This window comes from Candidatus Enterococcus moelleringii, assembly GCF_017377575.1.
GTDB classification, from domain to species: domain Bacteria; phylum Bacillota; class Bacilli; order Lactobacillales; family Enterococcaceae; genus Enterococcus_A; species Enterococcus_A moelleringii.
This window is the reverse complement of record NZ_JAFREM010000004.1, coordinates 146,531-166,878: the sequence shown is the minus strand read 5'-3', so window position 1 is coordinate 166,878 and position 20,348 is coordinate 146,531. Positions and strand designations below refer to the sequence as shown.

The window sequence follows — 20,348 nt, the reverse complement described above, 5'->3', positions numbered from 1 at the left end:
CTTGGGTTTGATTATATACTTGAAAAGATCGGCAATTCAATAGGTTTTGCCAAGTGCTACATAGTCGAAAAAATGTGACAGGAGCTGCAAAGATGAAAAGAGTGAAACAAATTGAACAATCCAAAGCGTGGTTTGTCGAAGCTTTACTGAGCTTGATGGAGAAGGAAAACTTTGAAACAATTACGATTAAGCAGATTGCGGAAGCGGCTCAGCTGGATCGCCGTACCTTTTATCGGCATTTTTCTTCCAAGGAAGAGGTCCTGAATTATCGGATCAAGCAGCTTTTAGCTAGTCACTTTGGGAAAATTAAGCAGTTGAAGTTGCGGGGTGAGGAAGAAATTATCTGCCAGCATTTTTACTTCTTAGAGGAGCAGATCCAACTGATGAAGGTCCTGAAAAAGCAGCAGCTGTTTTCATTTTTGTTGGACAGCTATGGGGAATACACCGAACTGTTTGCGACTATTTTTGCAGATGCACCGCTGGTAGAAAACGAAAACAACTATCAAATCGCTTTTAAAGCTGGGGGCTTTTTGAATATGGTCGCTTATTGGATTCAGCAGGAAACTCGGGAAAGTCCTGAAGAAATGGCGGCGTTATTGACGCGTTTTTATCGTTTTGGGGTGGAGTGAAATTGGATTGTCCTTGACTGAGTAACCTCGCTAAGTTAAAGTTAAACATATGAATAGATAAACATATGAAAGCGAGGGATTGGAATGCTGATAAGAGCTTTGGTGTTTGGACTAGTGTGTCTGTTTTATCTTGCCTATTTAGTAAAAGCGTTGTTGTTGAAACGACAAGGTGTTCAAGTGAATTTATTAGGAGTGGGCAGGAAGAGCAAGCGGACGTTGGCTTTTGAATTGCTGATGGGGATAGTAACCGTGGTAGGCGGGATCCTGCAATTTTTGTCACCAATATTCGTAGAGCCCAGCTCATTTCCCTTGAGCTGGCTAGGTGTACTGCTGGCATTGTTGGGAGCGGGATTCTTCATTATCGCAGTGAAGACGATGCAGGATAATTGGCGAGCGGGCTTCGATGAGGAGCAGGAGACAGAACTGGTTACAAGTGGAATTTATCGGTTCAGCCGGAATCCAGCCTTTGTGGGCTTTGATTGTTTGTACCTTGGTGTGGCATTGGCATTTCCAACCTTGATAAACATTGTGCTGGCAATTGTTGCTTTAGTACTTTTTCATATCCAGATTGCTGGTGAGGAAAAATATCTGCTGGCAACCTTTGGTGAGAGTTATCGCTGCTATCAAGCAGCTGTCAGAAAATATATCTAAAATAAGCCGGATTCCTAGTAAGTGAAGGAATCCGGCTTATTGGTGTTTATGGTTGCAGGACTTTTTCAATCAGCTTCACGTTTAACCGATAAGAAATCAGGGTAAAGCTGCAGCCCAACAAAATGAAGAGGGCAAGAAAACTGCTGGCTGAAGCAAAAATGGTCTCTGTCACTTGATTTGAAAGATCACTGAAGTAGGAGCCGATCAAAAGCACAGCGATGGTCACGCCAAAGGTAACAACTGGTAAAAGAAATCGAATGGCGATGTCAGTTAGCGCAAACTTTTTCAAGGCTGGCTGATCTTTGCCTAAATAATGCAAAATGCGAAAATCGTTCTGTGTTTGGTAGCTGTCGATCATTTGGATCAAGGACAGCAACGTGAAATAAAGAAAGACAAAGATGAAGCACAGCATTCGCTGCAGAAAAATCATATAGACGGCGACTGAGAAATCTGGAAAGACTCCGACGGCCAATAAGCTGGAAAAGATCAGCGATGAAAAGGCGAATATCAGACACAGGCACAAGATCGTATACAGAACCGCCGTTGTTCGGTGGCTGCTTAATAATTTGCTGATGCGAACCAAGCGGTTGTTGGTATATAGATCCGCGTTTTCCGGCTTCCGATAATGGCTGAGTCCGGCAAACAGTGTTTTGTAAAAGACGAAAATATTAAGGATTAGCGGCAGACTGACGACCGAGCTTAATGACAATCCCAGTCCTTCAATATCCCAAAAGATTAACCCGAATAAACCAAACGTAATAAGCGAATTCAGGTCCAAACACCTTTTCCAAAAACGGAGGGAACGTTTTTCACGGCGCTCTTGCTGAACCTTCCAATCCACCAGCTGACTTAATCGCACTTTTTTGATTCTTCTTCTTAGCAGCAAGGCCGTAAAGAATTCGATTAACAACAGATAGCCGAGATTTTGGCCAAAAATGCCTAGGATCGGAACCTCGATTGATAAAGAAGCGCGGCTAAAGAAGGCGAACAGTGCAAATAAACTTCCTACCAAAGCGGTGCCTAAGACCAGGCAAACCATTCCCAGCAAGAATAATTCTCCACAAACTAAGAGGGAGATCCGGTCTTTGTTGATTCCCAACAAGGAGTAGGTGGCTAATTCCTGGGCCCGCTGCTTAAGGAAAAACTGGTTCATATAATCCAGCATGGCGATCGCAATCAGCAAAATCAGCGCAGGCAATGAAGAACCCGAAAGTCCCGTCTGAGCCGAAATAGTGGAAACGATGTTGGACAGACAGATAATCGCCGTCAGTACAGTCAGGGTAACCACATAAATCAGATAGTCCTTCAGTGAACGGCGGGCGTTGCGGAGGGTTAAATTAAGATACATGGTCATCATCTCCTAAAAAAGCGTCCATTTTTTCCAGGATCAGCTGAAAGGTTTCCTTTTGCGAAAGCTGATCAGTTGTCAGCTCGTTAATGAAGCGGCCGTCCTGCATGAATAGAATGCGTTGGCAATAGCTGGCAGCGATGGCGTCATGAGTGACCAGCAAAATCGTGGTTCCTTTAGTTTCGTTCAGTTCTTTTAAGGTGGTCAAAAATTGCTTAGCTGAACGCGTGTCTAAGGCACCGGTGGGCTCATCAGCCAAAATCAGATCTGGTGATGTGGCTAAAGCGCGGGCACAGGCACAACGCTGGCGTTGACCGCCGGAAACCTGATGGGGAAACTTATGCAGCAGCTCATGAATGTCCAGTTGCCGAGCAGTATCCAAAACCAGTTGATTAATCTCGTTTTTCGGATGCCCTTTGACAGTAAGAGCCAGGGCAATATTTTCATGCAGGGTCAAATTCGCCAGCAGATTGTAATTTTGAAAAACGAAGCTTAAATGCTGGCTGCGAAACGTGGCTTGTTCCTTTTCCTTTAATTGCGACAGTTCTTCGTCGCCAACTAAAACCATGCCCGAGCTGGCAATGTCCAAAGTGGAAATAATATTCAGCAGGGTTGATTTGCCAGATCCTGAGGCCCCCATAATCGCGACAAAATCGCCTTTCTTCACTGAAAAGCTCAGGTCATCAATTGCCGTGTAGCTGGTGTCTTCAATCTCGTAGACTTTGGTTAAATTTTTTACTTCCAGAATATTGGTCATAGGTCAGCTCCTAGTGTTTTATTTAAGTTTAGCATAGCCAGTGGATTTTACACTAAAAAATTGAAAAAGCAAATTACATATGAAAGCTGCTGTCAAATAAAACCTCAATTATAAAAGGATTGTCTCGACACTTCGTTGTATTCCCCAGTGGGATGAATTAAAATGAAATGGAAGATAAAGTAGGGGGAGAACCGTGAAGATTATCATTTTGGGTGCCGGCAAAGTAGGCAAGGCACTGACGCAGCAACTGGCCAATGAAGATTATGATGTGGTGATTATTGATCTGGATGGCGAGAAGGTGGAACAGATCGTCAATCAATTCGACGTTTTAGGAATTGCCGGCAATGGCGCGACTTTTGACATTTTACAGGAGGCGGAGGTCGCAGAGGCGGATATCGTGATTGCCGTGACGGATTCTGATGAATTGAATATTTTGGCGGGAATGATGGCGAAAAAGATGGGTGCCGCCAATTCGATCGCCCGGGTGCGTAATCCAGATTACTTGAAACAGCGCTCCTTTATGCGGGATCAGCTGGGCTTGTCGATGATTATCAATCCCGAGCTGGAGGCCGCCAATGAGATTCGCCGGATTTTGCTTTTTCCGGCAGCCTTCAAGGTAGATACCTTTGTAGGTGGGAAAATTGAGCTGGCAGAATTTCGTTTAACCGATAAAACCAAACTAAACGGGGTACCGTTGTATCGGTTAGTGACAATTTCTAAAACCAACGTCTTGATTTGCGCGGTGCAGCGGGGCGAAGAATTGATTATCCCGGATGGTGATTTTGTTTTGGCTAAGGGTGATCGGATTCATGTGATGGGGAGTCACCGTGATTTGGTGCGCTTTTGCCAGGATATTGGTTTGTTTGAGCAGAAGACGAAGCGGATTATTATTGTTGGCGGTGGGCGGATCGCTTTTTATTTGGCCCGTCAGTTAACGGAGCACAACATTCAAGTCAAGATCATCGAAAATAATCCTAAGCGCTGTTTGGATCTGTCGCGGAAATTACCAGATACGATGATTATCGAATCCGACGGCAGTGAAGAAGAAGTGCTGCTTGAAGAGGGCATTGAAAATGTCGATGCGCTGGTGGCTTTGACGGGATTAGATGAAGAAAATATCGTGATTTCTTTGTACGGCAAACAAATGCATGCGAAAAAGACCGTCGCCAAAGTAACGCGGATGAATTTCTCGCAAGTCTTAGAGCAGCTGGAAATTGACAGCGTAATTTCGCCAAAAGGAATTATTGCTACCCAAATTTTGCGTTACGTTCGAGCCAAAAACAATAAGGATGACGACAGCAGTGTCAAAACGCTCCACAAATTAGTCAACGATAAAATCGAAGCGATGGAGTTTGTGGTGACCGATCATACTTGTTTTGTGAATAAACGCATTGCAGACTTGAATTTTAAAGACAACATTTTGATTGCAGCGATTTCCCGTGAACAGGGTTTTGTGATTCCTAAGGGTGATACCGTGATTTATTTAAAGGATCACATCGTTATTCTCACCACTGATAAGAAAATTTGCAGCTTAAACGACATCATTAGGAGATAGTGCGAGAAATTATGAATAAAAAAATGATTTTGTTTACGTTAGGTAAATTATTAAAGGTTGAGGCGGTTTTCCTGCTGCTTCCGCTGCTGGTGGCATTAACCAGTGGGGAAGAAGAGGTCGCGGCCTACGGCATTGCTTTTGCCATCACCTTTTTAGTTGGGACTTTATTAAGCTTGAAGGCGCCAGAAAATCGGAACATTTATGCTAAAGAAGGCTTCTTCATCGTTGGCATCAGCTGGTGCCTGCTTTCCTTTTTTGGTGCGCTGCCATTAGTCTTTTCCGGTGAAATCCCTTCATTTGTCGATGCTTTTTTTGAAACGGTCTCTGGTTTTACGACTACCGGGTCCTCGATTTTGACCGATCTGGACGTCATCAGTCGCGCAAGTCTCTTTTGGCGCAGCTTTACCCATTGGGTCGGCGGTATGGGTGTACTGGTATTTACCGTAGCCTTTATTCCCTTGGCTTCTGGCCGCTCGATGCATATTTTGAAAGCCGAAATGCCGGGACCGGTGGTGGGGAAACTGGTCTCCAAGGTCCGGGTATCGGCCCGGATTTTGTATGTCATTTATGCGGTGTTGACGGCGATCGAAATTGTTTTGCTGCTGCTAGGGGGCATGCCGCTGTTTGACAGTGTGCTGAATTCCTTTGCCACGGCTGGAACTGGCGGCTTTTCCATGACTAACGAAGGCATCGGACTGTACAACAGTGCCTACATCGATGGCGTGATTACCTTTTTTATGATTTTATTCGGCATCAATTTCAATCTGGTCTATTTCTTTTTGATCGGCAAAATTCTGCCGGTACTGAAAAGCGAAGAGCTGCGAGGCTATCTGGTGATTATTACCTTAGCCACCGTCGGAATCACCTTGAATATTTCGCCCATGTACCACTCCTATTTAGAAGCCTTTCGTTACGCCGTTTTTCAAGTTGCTTCTATTATAACTACCACCGGGTTTGCCACCGCCAATTACGATTTGTGGCCGATGTTCTCCCAAACGATTCTGCTGCTGCTAATGTTTGTCGGCGCCTGCTCAGGATCCACTGGTGGGGGAATCAAGGTTTCCCGGATTTTGATGCTCTTTAAAAATGCCGTCAAGGAAGTCAAAAAGCTGCTGCATTCCCGCAGTGTCATGACCGTGAATTTTGAAGGAAGTGCGGTTTCGCCGAAAACCCTCAACAATATTCACTCGTTTCTGGTGCTCTACTTTTTAGTTTTTGCGGTCGCGCTGCTGATTTTATCGCTGGAAAATCTAGATTTCCAAACAACTTTTTCGGCAGTTGCTACCTGTATCAATAACGTCGGCCCCGGCTTTAAGGCAGTCGGCCCGACGGAAAACTTTGCCTTTTTGTCTAACTATTCAAAATTAACCCTGTCTTTTGTGATGCTGGCAGGTCGTTTAGAAATATTTCCCATCTTTATCCTGTTCTCCAAATCCTTTTGGAAGGGATAGCCAATTAGTCGAATGTGTGCGTGCTGTGATTTACCGATCGCAGGTGGCCGTTCGGCTTTTTTTATTTCTGAAATCTGGTATCAGCAGCTATTTCTTCTTGCGCCCCTTCTTTTTCTTTCCGGAATTTTTCGGTTTTTTGTTTTTCTTCTTTTTCTTTTTCGTTTCACCATGCCAGCCAGGTAAATTGCCCATTAGTCGGTTTTTGACCTGGTCCTTTATGTCCGAATTTTTCTGCGTGTCCGGGTCTTTTGGCGGCTGTTTTGTATCCGGCTCAGGTGACGAGCTTTCATCAGGTGACGGTGCAGCTTCTGTTTGAGCCTTCGTTCTTGCCTGTTCGTTGGAACCTTTGCTTGAAGTATTGACTGTTGTATCTGCTGGTTGCTTTTCTGTTGGTGCGGGTTCAGTTCGTTCTTGATTAACCGGTTTCATTTCTTCGACAATATTCTGAGCTTCCACCGGCTGCTCCTGGGTTTTGGCGATTTGCTCTTCACTTTCGCTATCGTAAATCGGAGTAGTTGGATGGTAAACATAGCGAACCAATTCTGTAAAACGGCGCGTGCCGTCTTCTTTTTGGAAAATAGTAAGGGTGTTTAAAATGCTCAATAGCTCGGTGGTCTCTTGAACAGAATAGCAGGGATCGACATTTTTTAAGGTCCAGCGGTGTTTTTTGCCGGCCTCATCGCGATAGGTGGTTACGATATTCATTAATTCGGCTGCTTCACGTTTGCCGCTGTAGAGCATTGGCTGAAGGTTTTCGCTATGCAAACGAGTTTCCTCGGTTATTTTCAAATATTCTTGCTCGTTGTTAAACAGGCGAGCTTTCACTTTTTTCCACTCATCGTCAGAAAAATACGAGCGGAAATAAACGCATAGATGACGAACGGAGGTCAAAGCAGCGGGATCGTGCTCTAATAAGATGGTACAAATCGATTCTTTGGCTAGACATGAGAAATTTTCAGTGCTGAAGGCGTTGCGTACCAGCACAAACACGGCACATTGCAGCACGTAGGCCGCGTCAAGGTAAAGCTCATAATGGGATTGGAGTCTTTTTTCGAGGTTCTTGCAAGTGAGGTCACTCAATTGTTTTAATTGTAGGATTACTTTAGTCATATATTTGCTCCTTTTATGTAATTATCAATCATGCTATAAATATATCGTAAGCGCTTGCTCTGGTCAATAGTCATTTTCAGGTTGAAAAAAGTCTCTATAAATAGCAATTATTTAAAATGTGAAATGCAAGCTGGTTTTTTTAATAATTAATATAAAAATTCAGCAGGTTAAAGGTCCAGGGATTTTAATCAAAAGAAACAGTATTTAATAATGAGCAAAAATTTTTTTTGAGAAATAGCTATTTTTAAGAGAGTTTAGCTGGAGCGTTTAGTAACTGATCACAAATGTATGTCATTAAATATTACATAATAAAAGCGTTGAGCTGAAAAAAACGGAATTTGTGTCATATAATCTAACATAAAGTATTGACGGATAACTTTTTTGGTGGTAATTTGTTAGATAAGGTTACACGAAAAAAGAAAGGGTTGGTAGGATGTATTCATCAGTAGACGTAATTTGGACGTTGTTAGGAGCTTTTCTGGTATTTTTCATGCAGGCAGGTTTTACTTTAGTAGAAGCGGGATTCACTAGAGCGAAAAACGCCGGCAACATCATTATGAAGAACTTGATTGATTTTTGTTTCGGAACGGTCTTGTATTGGATCATTGGTTTTGGCATTATGTTTGGCGGAAGCAGTGCCATCTTTGGCGGATTTAACTTTTTCGCTTCAGGAACACTGACCTTTGATCTTCCGACACCAACGTTCCTGTTGTTCCAAACAGTATTCTGTGCGACAGCAGCAACCATCGTTTCGGGAGCGATGGCAGAACGAACTAGTTTCATTGCTTATTGTATCTACAGTGCCATCATTAGTGGTCTTATCTATCCGATTTCTGGGCACTGGATCTGGGGCGGCGGCTTCTTAGCTGAAATGGGCTTCCATGATTTTGCCGGATCAACCGCGGTTCATATGGTTGGTGGTGTAGCAGCCTTTGTTGGGGCAGCGATCTTAGGCCCACGTATTGGGAAATACACGAAGGACAAAAAATCACAGGCGATTCCAGGGCATAACTTAACCTTTGCGGCTTTAGGGGTATTTATCCTTTGGTTCAGCTGGTTTGGTTTTAATGGTGGTTCAACCACTTCAATGACTGGTGACGACACGATGATTTTAGCATCAAATGTATTAGTGAACACCAATATTGCAGCAGCTACCGGTACGATTGCGGCAATGGTTGTTTCTTGGATTAAGTACAAAAAACCAGATGTATCTTTAACCTTGAATGGTACGTTGGCTGGTTTAGTCGGGATTACTGCCGGCTGTGACGTGGTAAGTGCACCAGGTGCAGTGGCAATTGGTTCGATTGCTGGGATTGTGATGGTCTTTGCGGTTGAATTTATCGATAACAAATTACACGTAGATGATCCTGTTGGTGCCGTAGCGGTTCACGGGGTATGTGGCGCTTTAGGTACTCTTTTGACTGGTGTCTTTGCTGTAGAAGGTGGTTTGTTGTATGGCGGCGGCTTGAGTTATTTGGGAACGCAGTTTATCGGCGTATTTGTTACGATGGCTTGGGTTGGCGCGACAACTACGGTATTGTTCACCGTATTAAAACACACCGTCGGCTTACGAGTTTCAGCAGAGGAAGAAATTGCTGGGATGGATTTGATGGAGCATGGCTTGCCAACAGCATACAGCGGCTTTGTCATTACACCAGATATGACGGATGGCAGTGGTCAAACAGTGACGCAAAATGCTCTTGCTGGCAATGGTTCACTCTTGAATCCAACCCCAGAATTGGCAACCAATGTGGCGAATATCCAGTTAGAAGACACAGTAGAGGAAACTAGTTCAGCGACAACGGCAACCAAAGACTGGTTACGACCGTCCGCTGCTAAAGAAAAAACCGACATTACCACGATTTCAGTGGTGATTAACGAAAATAAATTGGAAAAATTGAAAAATGGCTTGGAAGACATCGGGATCGAAGGTCTGACTGTCACTCAAGTATTAGGGCATGGCATTCAAAAAGGCAATACCGAGTACTACCGTGGTTCACCAGTTCCAACCAAGCTTTTGCCGAAAGTGAAGGTTGACGTAGTAGTCAGCAGCATCCCGGTTCACCAAGTCGTGGAAAAAATGAAACGCATCCTCCACACTGGTAACCCAGGGGACGGCAAAATCTTTGTTTCAAACATGGAAAACGTGATTCGTATCAGTAACAGCGACGAAGGCTCTGAAGCGCTGCAAGGATACGACACCAAAATCTGATGTTAGCTAGGTACACCACCTGCTTGACATATTCTCATTCTTTAGCGGCTTGCCCACACAGCAAGTACGTCGAAAAAAGCCAAGCTGCCTGTAAAAAGGTAGTTTGGCTTTTTTGCAGTTTATTAATTCGCAGCCCCTGCCTCCACAATCCAAGTAATCGTGGACTGGTAGGTTTCACCAGCCTGGCCTTGGCCTCGCGGTACCCGTAATTGCACTTGGTTTTTCTTCCAAACATAAGTGGATTCATCCTTTGAATTTGCGCCATCACCAGTTAATAGGGTGGTAGGACTAGTGGTTAAAGGTACTGCTCCTTGAGAAACCAGACCTGTCGGATCAACCGTTCCGCCGCTGTTGCGGTTGTAGATTTCACCTTGCGGTAGGATTAAACTAGCTCCCAATAGTTGATCGCTGCCGGATTCAAAAGGTGTTGCAGAAGCTTTCAGCTCCCAGCCTGATTCATTGTTGCGATTGTCGGAAATTTGCACCCATTGATCGTCGGTTCCTTGAGCAGAATAGGTGCGATCGGTCCATTGGATGACGCCCGCGCCAAAATCAAACAGGGTAGGAACATAGTCCAAACGTAAATCACCATTTTCGCCGGTCCCTTGATTTTCCGGGTCTTCTATAAATTCACTAGAAGAAGGATCGCGGGGATTCACGATATTAGAAAGCACCGATAGATTCACGGTGGTTGTTAGGTCTTGAGCCAACTGGTTTTGCGCAGTCGCCGGAACCACTAGCTGGATCGGATACGGACCTCCAACGTCAGTCGGAATTGAAGCCAAATTACCAATCGTAACCTCAGCGGTCAAATCAACGATTTCACCATCAACAATAGTTTGAGCTGTGGCATTCAATTGACCAAGCAGATAAGACTCATATCCAGCTGATCCTACTTCGAATTCGGCGACATCACTGTAGCGCCGAGTCAGATTGTTGGCTCGGATCGTGTTAATGGTATCGGCTCGATGAACCACCAAAGTCACATCAACCGGCTCCGATTCATTGCCGCGAGTATCATCGATAATGACTTGATCTTGATACGTTTGTGTTTCTTCCTCTGTGCTAATTGCCGCGGGAGTACCAGCTGCGATCGTCCCGTTAACTAAGCGATAATTGAAAGCCGCTTTATCGGTTTGGGCCGGATTTGTATCGGCAACACTTGCGATAAAAGTCTCGGCATTGGGAATCATCGTATTTTCGGCTACGTGAACCGTTCGGCCAGTGCCAGTGGGAGCAGTCACGTCTTGAACAGCCGTTTCCGCATACTTGGCGGTATCACGAACGTAAGTAGCTCGGATGGTATCGCCATAGTAAAAGGGTCTTGGTAAAGCACCTTGCCATTGATACGTACCATCATCTTGGATGACCGTCTGCTTTTGTGCAGCCGTCAAAGATGGATCATCAAAGGGGCCGCCGGATAATTCCACCGGTTCACCTGGCGGCTGTGCCGTCCCAGTAACCGTATATTCGCTCTGAGTCTGATTGGTTATCGGGTCAATCGACTCAACTTCTTGAACTAGCGGCCGAATCAGCAAACGCTGAGCAGACGAAGTGAAGTCGGTACTAAATCTGCCAACCACACCATTATCGGCAAAGGTGGCAGCGACTTGGGTTTGCCTGCCAGTAACAACCGTTCCGGCATAAGTCAAAACAGTCTGATCCAATGGCCGGAAAAGTTCGCTAGGCGTGTCGCCGAATTGCCCGCTTGTCCAATTCCCGATTTGATGGACATAATTCCCAGTTTGCGGAACGCGAATGTTTCCAAATAGGTAAATCAGCGGATTGGCGGCTGGTTGCAAGAAGCCGACATCAAAGGTTGCTTGATCAGCTAATTGGATGGAAGAAGGCGCCGTCGGCATGAAAATCAGCCCGGTAGTGGTGGTGCTGGCACTTCTCAATCTAAAATCAGCCCCCGTCCCAATCTGGATACTGCCTAATCCAGCGAAATAAATGGCATCGCCAGTGACAGTTCCGAATTCATTGGAGCCGACAGCATCAGGCAGTTGACCCACAGTTAAGTTAAAGTCGGCATTGTCGCCTAAAACAATCGTTCCGCCGCCGGAAAAAAACATCGGAGACAAGAACAAGCCGCCGCCGGCCGTATTTTCAGCAATATAGCCGTTAAAGCTGGCGTTATCGCCTAACTCAAAGAGGCCATTTCCTAGCATAAATTGAATCAGTCCGGCATTACGCCGGCGGGCAGCGCCGTTTTCCATAGTGACAGCAGCATTATCGCCAAAATAAATACTGTTGGTCCGTCCCTGCAAAGAGGCAGGGCGATAATTAGCTGGCCACGGCTGGGCAGAAATCCCCGCAACGATGGAAATGTTCGACGGCGAATAGTCTTGATAGCCGCCCCAACCGTTAGGGCTAAGAGGCTGTTCCAAATTGCTTAATGTAAGTTCGGTCTGTGCTCCGTCTTCGATATAGAAATTCCCGCCGGTAGCAACACTAAAATTGCTGCCGTAGCGGCCGTTATCCATCCGAATAGTAGAGCCGGTTTTTATATAAACTTCACCCACCTCAACATTGGAGCTCCCGTTCCCGCCGACAAACCGCTGATCGCTTTGCACCGTCTGCTGATCAATCGGTGATACATAGCTCTCAGTATTGCTGCTGGTCATGGAGGTATTGCCGGAAATAATGATCTTGCCCCGAGAGCCTTCAAAGGCTTGGCCTCCGTATTGTACATAGTTATGAACGGTAATGATAGGAAAGCCGGTGACATTATAAGCATCCGCGATTCCCCAGTCATTCGCATTGAAGACGTTCAAGTTTTGAAAAACCAAATCCCAATTGGCGCCATTAAAGCGCATGGTTAAATCGCGAAAATCAATTGTATGACCGTTGCCTTCCACCACCAGCTTCTTATCGGCGCGGGTGGTTGTCGCGATTTGGGCGCCATCGACAACGGTGGTTACCGCCGACATCTGGAAGTCTTGCGTGATATTGATATATGTAATTTCTTGGGCATTGTTATTGGCTGTTGTTAAAGCGGCATCCCATTCAGCACGAGAACCCACGTCAAAATAGCTGACATTGGCATACTGATCTTGCGTTACCGGTGCAATTGGCAAGGTCCGTTGTGTCGGAATGCCTAACTCCAGGTCGCCTTCAGCTAACGGTGCCACTTCTTGTATAGGTGCATCGTTTGCGCTTGGGGCAGCTGCTTTTGAACTTTGCGACTCTTCAGCTTCAGTAGTACTTTTGGTTAATTCAGCACTGGCTTGTCCTACCGTTGAACCAACAACAGACAGCTTGCCAGATATTTCAGAAGAAACAGTCAGCTCTTCAGGGTTCACCGTCAAAACTACCGCCGACTGATCTTTCGCCTGTGACAAATCAATCGTTAGTGTTCGCTCCTCTTGTTGAATCGCTGAGTCTAGCTGAGAATTTTTCTCTGACTCATACGAAACGCCTTTTGGCAGCTCAAGTAGTAATTCTTCCGTCGTCTTAGTTGGTTCCGGCAAAGAATTTTCAGTAGAAAGAGCTAGTGTTTGATAGGTGAAGCTCAAGGTTACTTGGGTGTCGGACTCCTGGATTTCAGCCGAAGCTTCGCCATTAAGTAAAAGCTCCAGGTTGTCTTCAGGAAGTTCCTTTTCACTGGCAAAGGAATAAAAGGCAGCAGGAGAAAACAAGAGACTAAAAATCAAAATGGTACTGAAAAAAAGCTTAGTGACTTTCTTCTTCATTGTTTTTCTCCTTCTTTCTTTTATAAATCACAAACAGTACAAAGCCGCTTAGTAGCAGGCCAAGTACTGTCAAGGTTTGAGTAAGCTGTGTCCCCGTTTGCGGATAGTGCTTGCCAGAATCGGAAACACCGCCACCGGCTGGAGTCTCAGCAGATTCAGTCGGTTCTTGCCCAGGCTCGTCGGCCCAGTCCGAGAATCTAATAGCGACCTCGGAGTCAGCGTTGGAGGCAACAGCAGAAAGAGGAAGAGCAACGAAGCAGCCTAGCACTAGTAAACAGCTGATAATGATTGACTTAGACTTCATTGCTTTCCCTCCTTGAACTCTGTTATTGATCGTTTTTACGTTTTTTACGGAAGAGAACAATCAGCAAGATTAACAGCAGCAACAGGATGATTCCGATTAAGACGTAGACTAAATAATTAGGCTCCGGCTCGGGATCGTTGACCGCCGCTTGGTTGATTTCATCGGCTTGTTCCCGGGTAATGGTGAAATCTTTGGTCCATTCCCAAGTTTGTTCCTCCCACTTTGGATCGGTGGTGGTGGCCTTTAAATGCATAGTATAGTCGCCTGGCTCCAATTGACGTTCGCCATAGAAAAAGGGAACATTGTAGTTGGAGTTAGGGGCCATAACCCGATTTTGCAGCGATTGATTCAGCAATACCCGATCGTTGCCTTGGCGAGTGATCTCGCCAGTAATGGCCAGCTCGCTCAATATGGCTGCCTGATCATTTTGCACCTGGGCATTGATCACTTTTTGATAATTGTTTAGTCCCGGCTCGACCTTCAGAAGATTCATATTCGGTGAGCCGATCTCTGATTGCACCGTCAGCTTGACTGCCATCGCATAGGCAAAACGGTTATCGATCTGAACCCCGCCCTGATCCGGATCGGGTGCTTCGGTGTTAGTTCCTTGTTTTTCAAAATACCAAGAACCTAAAATGACGCCATTTGGTGCTTCTTGCGGAATATTGATCCCCATCGAAACAACTTTTTTCTCTCCAGGAGCAAGTGTCACAGTATCGCCTTCCATCAAGGAGGAGATCGATGAGAAAGGCAGTTCCAAACTTTTATCCTGGCGATCTTCTGGCATGGGCGCCGAGTAATTGATCTCCCCGTTATCATTGGTGAAGGTGGTATAGTTTCCCATCTTGATGGTATTCTCATCGGCGCTGTAATTGGTTAATTCAGCCTGAATAGTTACTTCATCTCCTGGTTGAACCAGCAAATCGTAAAACGCACTGTTGGGATCGACTTGGGGAGAGGTGGGCGCAATTTTAGTTGCACTAAACTCAGCCGCTTCGCCAGGATCGCTGCTGTCTTGGGCAGAAGCGATCACAGGCGTCAAAGCCAGTAATATGAAGGTCAGGACAGTAAAAATCTTTTTCAACTGTTTCACTTTATTCGTATCCTTTCTAACAAAATCGTTGTTTCAAACGGAAGCTTTTAAGCACCCGCACCAGCAGTGACAGTCCAAGTGATGGTGGAAGCAAAGGTTCCGGCAGTGGCATCACCAGGTGCCACGTTCAATTGAGCCCGAGTAGAACCTTGGTTCAATGCACTGGTGGTATTAGCTTTACCGACTTGGTTACTGCCTTGAGTTGTTGATAAAACACTTAAGGTATTGGTGGGACCAACTGGAATATCACTAGGAGTATTAGAGACAATTGACCCATTAGTGATTTGTGTTTGCGGTCCGGCGGTATTACCTTGAGCGGCGGTAGCATTACTGTTGCGGATGACGCCGCTAGGTATAGATAAACGCGCCTCCAACTGTCCATCGCCATTTGCGAACTCAGTCCTAGAAGCTGTGACCGTCCAGCCATCAACCGCGGCATTCCGATTGTCTCGTACTTCAATATAAGTGTTGTTAGCCTCAGTATCGTTATAAGTACCACCGGTTTGTTCGACAGTTTGTTCACCGAAATTAAAGTAAGGAACCACTTTTAAGATCAATGGACCTGCCTCGCCGGTAGGAATGACATCACCATTGGGATTTTCTTGACTTGGGTTATTAGGATCACTAGGATTTCCGGCACCGGTACCTTGGTCAAGAATAATGGTGGCATTAGAAGTTGCGGCTAGAGTAGATGCGGCGCCTCCTAATAATGTTGCAGCAATGAGTAAACCTGTAGCTAGTAATTTCGTTTTTTTCATGATCGTTTTTCTCCTTACGTTAGTTTGATGGACCTCCATCTGTTAAGATCCAATAAATTTTGGTTGAATAGTTTCCTGGTTGGACCGTATCTCTTGGAATGCTTAGGGTTACATCGTTGGCCTGCCAGAAATTGGTTGATGTCGCTTTGCCAGCATTCTCACGATTTGGTGCACTGAAAATTGTCACTTCCTGATCTGTCACTGGAACGCTTGCAGTTAGTAAACTGTCCGCATTCGCCGCCGAACCAGCCAGATTGTTCTGATTCCTAGGTTGGCCCTGAGGCAGGTAAAGAGTCGCCCCGGTCAATTCATAATCGGTTTGACTATCTCGTAAATAATCTGCTTGGCGAACCTTTAATGACCAGCCATTCACAGTCGCGTCGCGATTATCCGTGACCTGCAAGTACTGGAGATGATTGTCGGTTCCATTCGCTTGATACGTATGGGCCGCATGGTACATTTTCTGAGTCCCAAAGTAAAAGCCAAGCGGCACGACATCCAACGAGAGAGGGCCTTTTTCGTTGGTTGGACGGTGGTAGGAATCACCTGGTCGAGGTTTTGCGGGATTTGTGGGTTCTTTTGGTTCAGTCACGCGATTGTTTTCACCCAGTGTGATTTCCCCCTCGGAGTTCACTTGTGCAAAGGCAGCGTCTTTCGCTGGGAAAACCATCAGAAATCCTAAGCAGCCAATACAGAGTACGGCCGCTGGCAACCTTCCTTTCAAGCCTTCACCTCCTTTGGCACATTTCCACGGGATCATTTTGAAATATTTAATCTCGGGTGTTCGTTGAGCATTAAAAGTAACAGATTGGTGATAATTTTGACTATTTCAGAATAGAATATGTATCAAGATAAAACTACTCTATTCACTGTAAACCCTATCACGAATACGTTATTTCTGCATTTTTTATGCTTGAATTGATAAGTTTTGTAAAAAATGAAAACAATCATAATTTTGTTAATGTATTCAGCATTAACGGGGTTTCTAAAAATAAAAAATTCAAAAAGTAAGTATTCAGAATGAAATAAATGGCCGCAACGATTCCGAATCGGTGTTTTCTATAAAGTAAATGGTATTGGGCAAAAGCGAGTAAATTTTAGTGGAAATTTGACAGGATAATAGGTCCTTGGTATAGTGTTCTTGAGAATAAATTATAGACCTAGAACAAAGGGGACCTTTTAGTGAGTGCAACAGGTATCTAAATCAGTAAGTTGAATAGCCAGTAAACGTGTAGGTTTATTTGGTGTGCTTATATGAGTGATACCTGTCGATAGATAGAATGAGTGTATTCTAAGACGATAGTATGACTATCGTCTTTTTTGCGAGTTCCGCGATAAGGAGCTGGCTTGTATTTTTCTAGGTGGATAATTTATTTAGGGACAGGTATCTCTTTTTCAGAAAGGGAAGAGAGAAATGAATAACGAAACAATCAACCATTTGCAATTTGATCGCATTATTGAAGAAATCCAAACCCGAGCCATCGGTGATTATAGTAAAAAACGAATCGCAGCAATTCAGCCGCAAAGCAATCTTGCAACCGTGCGGGCTTGGCAAAAAGAAACCCAGGAAGCCCGCTTGATCATTGACAGTAGTCAGCACGTTCCCTTTATGGGCTTGAGTCAAATTGACCATTTGATCAGCCAAGTGAAAAAGGGTATGCTGCTGGCACCGCCAGAATTAGTAGAGGCCGCCGATTTCCTTCGCAGCAGCCGGATGATCACCAAATTTTTTGAAAAAAATCAGTACCAGACGCCGCTGCTGTACAATTACGCCAAAGCATTGCCGCAGCTGTTGGAGGTAGAAGAAGAAATCTATCAAAAGATTCATAATCACAAAGTTAGTGACGATGCTTCAAAAAATTTACGACGAGTGCGCAAGCAAATTAACGAAACCGAAAGCGAAATTCAAGACAAGCTGCTGAAATTTTTGCGGCACCCCAATAACAAAACCATGCTGCAGGAAGCTTTGATCATAAAAAAGGGCGAGCACTACACCGTGCCGATTAAAGCCAGCTACAAAAATAAAATTGCCGGCACGATTGTGGAGCAGTCCGGCAACGGGCAAACCGCCTTTATCGAACCGAATACGGTTTCTAAATTAAACGAACGCCATGCTATGCTTAAGGCGGAAGAAACAGCCGAAGAATATCAAGTATTGGCAGAATTAACCGGCTTACTGGCTGAAAATGAAGAAGTCATTGATTTCGCCTTAGAGACGATTACCGCCTTTGACATCATTTTCGCTCGAGCAAAATACAGTCGCGACTTGAACGGTATCACACCTGACGTCAACAAATCCGAAGTAATTCAGATCAAAAAAGGCCGCCATCCCTTCTTACCTAAAGATGCTGTACCGCTGGATTTCAGTCTCGGTGAGGAATATCGCGGCTTAGTTATCACCGGTGCCAACGCCGGTGGGAAGACGGTTGTTTTGAAAACTGTTGGCTTGTTGACTTTAATGACCATGGTCGGTTTGCAGATACCAGCTCAAGCAGGAACGAAAATCGCGGTACTGGATGATTTGTTTGTAGACATCGGTGATCAGCAAAACATGGAAAATGCTTTGAGTACTTTTTCTGGGCACATGCACAACATTGCCCAGATCTTAAACAAGGTGAAACGCAATACGCTGATTTTGTTAGACGAAATTGGCAGTGGAACGGAACCTAATGAAGGAGCGGCTTTGGCGGTTGCCATTATGGAAAGTATGTACGAAAAAGGCGGCTTAGTGGTAGCGACTACCCATTATGGCGAAATCAAACGCTTCGCTGAAATTCATGAGGACTTTGTACCGGCAGCCATGGCCTTTGATCGGGACACTTTAACGCCAAAATACAAGCTGCAGGTGGGCGAAATTGGTGACAGCCAGGCTTTGTGGATTGCTAAAAAGATGCACATGTCCAAGGACCTGATCAAACAAGCTCAGAAGTATATTGATCAAAAGGATTATCGTACCGCCAAACAAACCTTCGCAAAAACCGAAGAACCAAGCTTGTTCAAAAAAGAAAAAGAGATCACGCTGTTCCAAAAAGGTGATCGGGTGCAATTAACCGAAACTGAAGCTATCGGTTTGGTTTATCACGACGAAGGGGCGTCTCAAATCGAGGTACTAGTCAATGAGGAAATCAGCGAAGTCCCTCGTCAGCGAGTGAAGCTGTTAATGTCAGCTCAAGAACTCTATCCCGCCGACTATGATTTAGACAGCTTGTTTATCGATTACCATACCCGCAAGAAAAACCGTGACCTGGACCGCGGCTCCAAGCAAGCGCAAAAGCAGCTGGATAAAGAAATGCGGGAACGGCGGTCTAATATTAAGTAGAAGGAACACCTGACTATTTTTCAACGGATACTAAAAACCAAACAGTGAATTTACTTTTGTTTCTAGAAAGTAAATTCACTGTTTTTCTATCAATTCCTCAAATTTTTTTCTCCTCACTTTTTCTTACAAAAGGCGGCCTATATTTAATCCGGCCGTATCAAATACAAGAAAAATCGCTAGAGGTTTTTTTTGCTCCTGTCAGAAGCAAGAGTCAGCCGCTTATTTTTGCTAATAATTCCTTGATAAATCACCATTTCCCGCGATTTACTAAGGTTTGTGAAAGCAATTTGATTGTTTTATAATTCAAGTGATAGATAAATGCAGGTCCATTGTGGAGTGAAAATAGAGGGTTTTGGCTAGGGGAGTGAATGATGGGGAAAGCGTTGGAACAATTAGCCGAAGAATTACAGGTCGGCAAAGGGGAAATCAAAAAGATTCTGTATCAGCTGGAAGGGGAAAGGGTGCCGCCAAAAAACCAAGGTGCTTTTATGCTAAGCGAGGAACAAGAAAAGGTGGTTCGTTTGATGGTGACCAATCACCGCCTGCGAAAGCAGCCGCGAATTTTAAACGGTGAAACCATCGTGGAGGACACGGAGACTAGTGAAGATACACCAACCGTGGGCGAATTTATTTTGGAGCAGCTGGATAAAAAGGACCAAGTCATTGCCAAAATGCAAAAGCTGTTAGATCAGCAGCAGCAATTAAGCCTAGAGGACAAACGGATGATGCGCATGATCAGCAACCAATCCGGCGATATGCCGATGGAAATTCCATTTTTGGATGAGCGGGTGGTTGAGGCCTTGGTCATCGAAAACAAACAGTTGAAGCAGGAAAACCAGCAGCTGAAGCAGCGGGAAAAAACGCTGGTGGAGGAAAAACAGCGAGTCACCGATAATTTGAATTATTGGATGAATTACTATAGCGAGCTGCAAAAGAAATACGATGAATTAACCGAAGAGCAATCCGGTTTTTTGAAAAAACGTTGGGGCTTTAAATAAACCAATAGGACAGGGTCTACATTCAAAATGTAAACTCTGTCCTGCTTTTATTTTTCCGCGAAGGTCAACACGTAGCCGGTATTATCTAAAACCGCAAATTCCTTTGTCCCATAAAAGGTCTTATGAAGATCGGCCGCCAGAGTAACCTCAGATTTTAGCGCGTCATACAATTCATCAAAATCGGAGACATTAATGAACAAACTGACAGAAGGCTTAGTGACGGACGCCTCCAGCATTGGATATTCTTCGATAAAATTGCGGCGTTCCTGGAACATCAAGTTTAAGCCGTCCTTAGCCACAATCGCAAATTGCAAATAACCGTCTGCGTGAGGGACGGAGGCCACCAAGCTAAATCCTAATTTTTCCGTATAAAAAGCCAACGTTTCTTCAATACTTTCCACCATTAAATTGGCGGTGAGCTGTTGATACATAAGAATTCCTCCTTTTTCTTAAGTGTACGAAAAAGGG

At 44.8% G+C, this 20,348-nt stretch carries 16 protein-coding genes; 7 read left to right on the top strand and 9 right to left on the bottom strand.

Going from position 1 to position 20,348, the window contains the following annotated elements:
- Window positions 1-92 precede the first annotated feature (92 nt).
- Window positions 93-629 (top strand): TetR/AcrR family transcriptional regulator, encoded by a 537-nt coding sequence (locus JZO70_RS02600; protein ID WP_207671981.1) that lies wholly within the window; start codon window positions 93-95, stop codon window positions 627-629.
- An 84-nt stretch (window positions 630-713) separates the two neighbouring features.
- On the top strand, window positions 714-1,280 hold the full coding sequence (locus tag JZO70_RS02595) for a methyltransferase family protein (RefSeq protein ID WP_207671980.1): 567 nt from the start codon (window positions 714-716) through the stop codon (window positions 1,278-1,280).
- Between the two features lie 46 nt (window positions 1,281-1,326).
- Here JZO70_RS02595 and JZO70_RS02590 read toward each other — a convergent pair whose 3' ends face one another.
- Both JZO70_RS02590 and JZO70_RS02585 read right to left on the bottom strand, forming a co-directional pair.
- Window positions 1,327-2,628, bottom strand: coding sequence for an FtsX-like permease family protein (locus JZO70_RS02590; protein ID WP_207671979.1), 1,302 nt, complete (start codon window positions 2,626-2,628; stop codon window positions 1,327-1,329).
- The gene (locus tag JZO70_RS02585; protein ID WP_207671978.1) at window positions 2,618-3,385 is read right to left on the bottom strand and encodes an ABC transporter ATP-binding protein; all 768 of its coding nucleotides are present in this window, start codon (window positions 3,383-3,385) and stop codon (window positions 2,618-2,620) included. Before JZO70_RS02585 ends, JZO70_RS02590 begins: the two co-directional genes overlap by 11 nt.
- 193 nt (window positions 3,386-3,578) lie before the next feature.
- Here JZO70_RS02585 and trkA point away from each other — a divergent pair, with 193 nt between their 5' ends.
- Entirely contained in the window at window positions 3,579-4,940 is a 1,362-nt protein-coding gene (gene trkA, locus JZO70_RS02580; RefSeq protein ID WP_207671977.1) for a Trk system potassium transporter TrkA, read from the top strand.
- 11 nt (window positions 4,941-4,951) lie between these two features.
- Window positions 4,952-6,391 carry a TrkH family potassium uptake protein gene (locus tag JZO70_RS02575; RefSeq protein WP_207671976.1) on the top strand — a complete coding sequence of 480 codons (1,440 nt, stop codon included), beginning with the start codon at window positions 4,952-4,954 and terminating at the stop codon, window positions 6,389-6,391.
- An 87-nt stretch (window positions 6,392-6,478) separates the two neighbouring features.
- Here JZO70_RS02575 and JZO70_RS02570 read toward each other — a convergent pair whose 3' ends face one another.
- Window positions 6,479-7,501 carry a hypothetical protein gene (locus JZO70_RS02570; RefSeq protein ID WP_207671975.1) on the bottom strand — a complete coding sequence of 341 codons (1,023 nt, stop codon included), beginning with the start codon at window positions 7,499-7,501 and terminating at the stop codon, window positions 6,479-6,481.
- Between the two features lie 433 nt (window positions 7,502-7,934).
- Between JZO70_RS02570 and JZO70_RS02565 the strand changes: the two genes are divergently transcribed.
- A complete protein-coding gene (locus JZO70_RS02565; RefSeq protein ID WP_207671974.1) occupies window positions 7,935-9,713 on the top strand; it encodes an ammonium transporter in 1,779 nt (592 codons plus the stop codon).
- 122 nt (window positions 9,714-9,835) lie between these two features.
- Here the strand turns inward: JZO70_RS02565 and JZO70_RS02560 are convergent, their stop codons facing one another.
- From JZO70_RS02560 to JZO70_RS02540, 5 genes are read right to left on the bottom strand one after another with little or no spacing between them, the layout of a single operon-like run.
- The gene (locus tag JZO70_RS02560; RefSeq protein WP_207671973.1) at window positions 9,836-13,408 is read right to left on the bottom strand and encodes a WxL domain-containing protein; all 3,573 of its coding nucleotides are present in this window, start codon (window positions 13,406-13,408) and stop codon (window positions 9,836-9,838) included.
- On the bottom strand, window positions 13,389-13,712 hold the full coding sequence (locus JZO70_RS02555) for an EF2685/EF0750 family sortase-dependent surface protein (RefSeq protein WP_207671972.1): 324 nt from the start codon (window positions 13,710-13,712) through the stop codon (window positions 13,389-13,391). The genes JZO70_RS02560 and JZO70_RS02555 overlap by 20 nt, the downstream gene beginning before the upstream one ends.
- Before the next feature lie 22 nt (window positions 13,713-13,734).
- Window positions 13,735-14,805 (bottom strand): WxL protein host-binding domain-containing protein, encoded by a 1,071-nt coding sequence (locus JZO70_RS02550; protein ID WP_207671971.1) that lies wholly within the window; start codon window positions 14,803-14,805, stop codon window positions 13,735-13,737.
- 47 nt (window positions 14,806-14,852) lie between these two features.
- Window positions 14,853-15,563: a WxL domain-containing protein gene (locus JZO70_RS02545; RefSeq protein WP_207671970.1), complete on the bottom strand. Its 711-nt coding sequence runs from the start codon at window positions 15,561-15,563 to the stop codon at window positions 14,853-14,855.
- Between the two features lie 19 nt (window positions 15,564-15,582).
- On the bottom strand, window positions 15,583-16,287 hold the full coding sequence (locus JZO70_RS02540; RefSeq protein ID WP_207671969.1) for a WxL domain-containing protein: 705 nt from the start codon (window positions 16,285-16,287) through the stop codon (window positions 15,583-15,585).
- Between the two features lie 690 nt (window positions 16,288-16,977).
- Here JZO70_RS02540 and JZO70_RS02535 point away from each other — a divergent pair.
- Window positions 16,978-18,882 carry an endonuclease MutS2 gene (locus tag JZO70_RS02535; protein WP_207671968.1) on the top strand — a complete coding sequence of 635 codons (1,905 nt, stop codon included), beginning with the start codon at window positions 16,978-16,980 and terminating at the stop codon, window positions 18,880-18,882.
- A 371-nt stretch (window positions 18,883-19,253) separates the two neighbouring features.
- Window positions 19,254-19,880, top strand: a complete 627-nt coding sequence (locus JZO70_RS02530; protein ID WP_207671967.1) for a DUF536 domain-containing protein — start codon at window positions 19,254-19,256, stop codon at window positions 19,878-19,880.
- 47 nt (window positions 19,881-19,927) lie between these two features.
- On the opposite strand, the gene JZO70_RS02525 is transcribed toward JZO70_RS02530, so the two are convergent.
- Entirely contained in the window at window positions 19,928-20,311 is a 384-nt protein-coding gene (locus tag JZO70_RS02525) for a VOC family protein (RefSeq protein WP_207671966.1), read from the bottom strand.
- Window positions 20,312-20,348 lie beyond the last annotated feature (37 nt).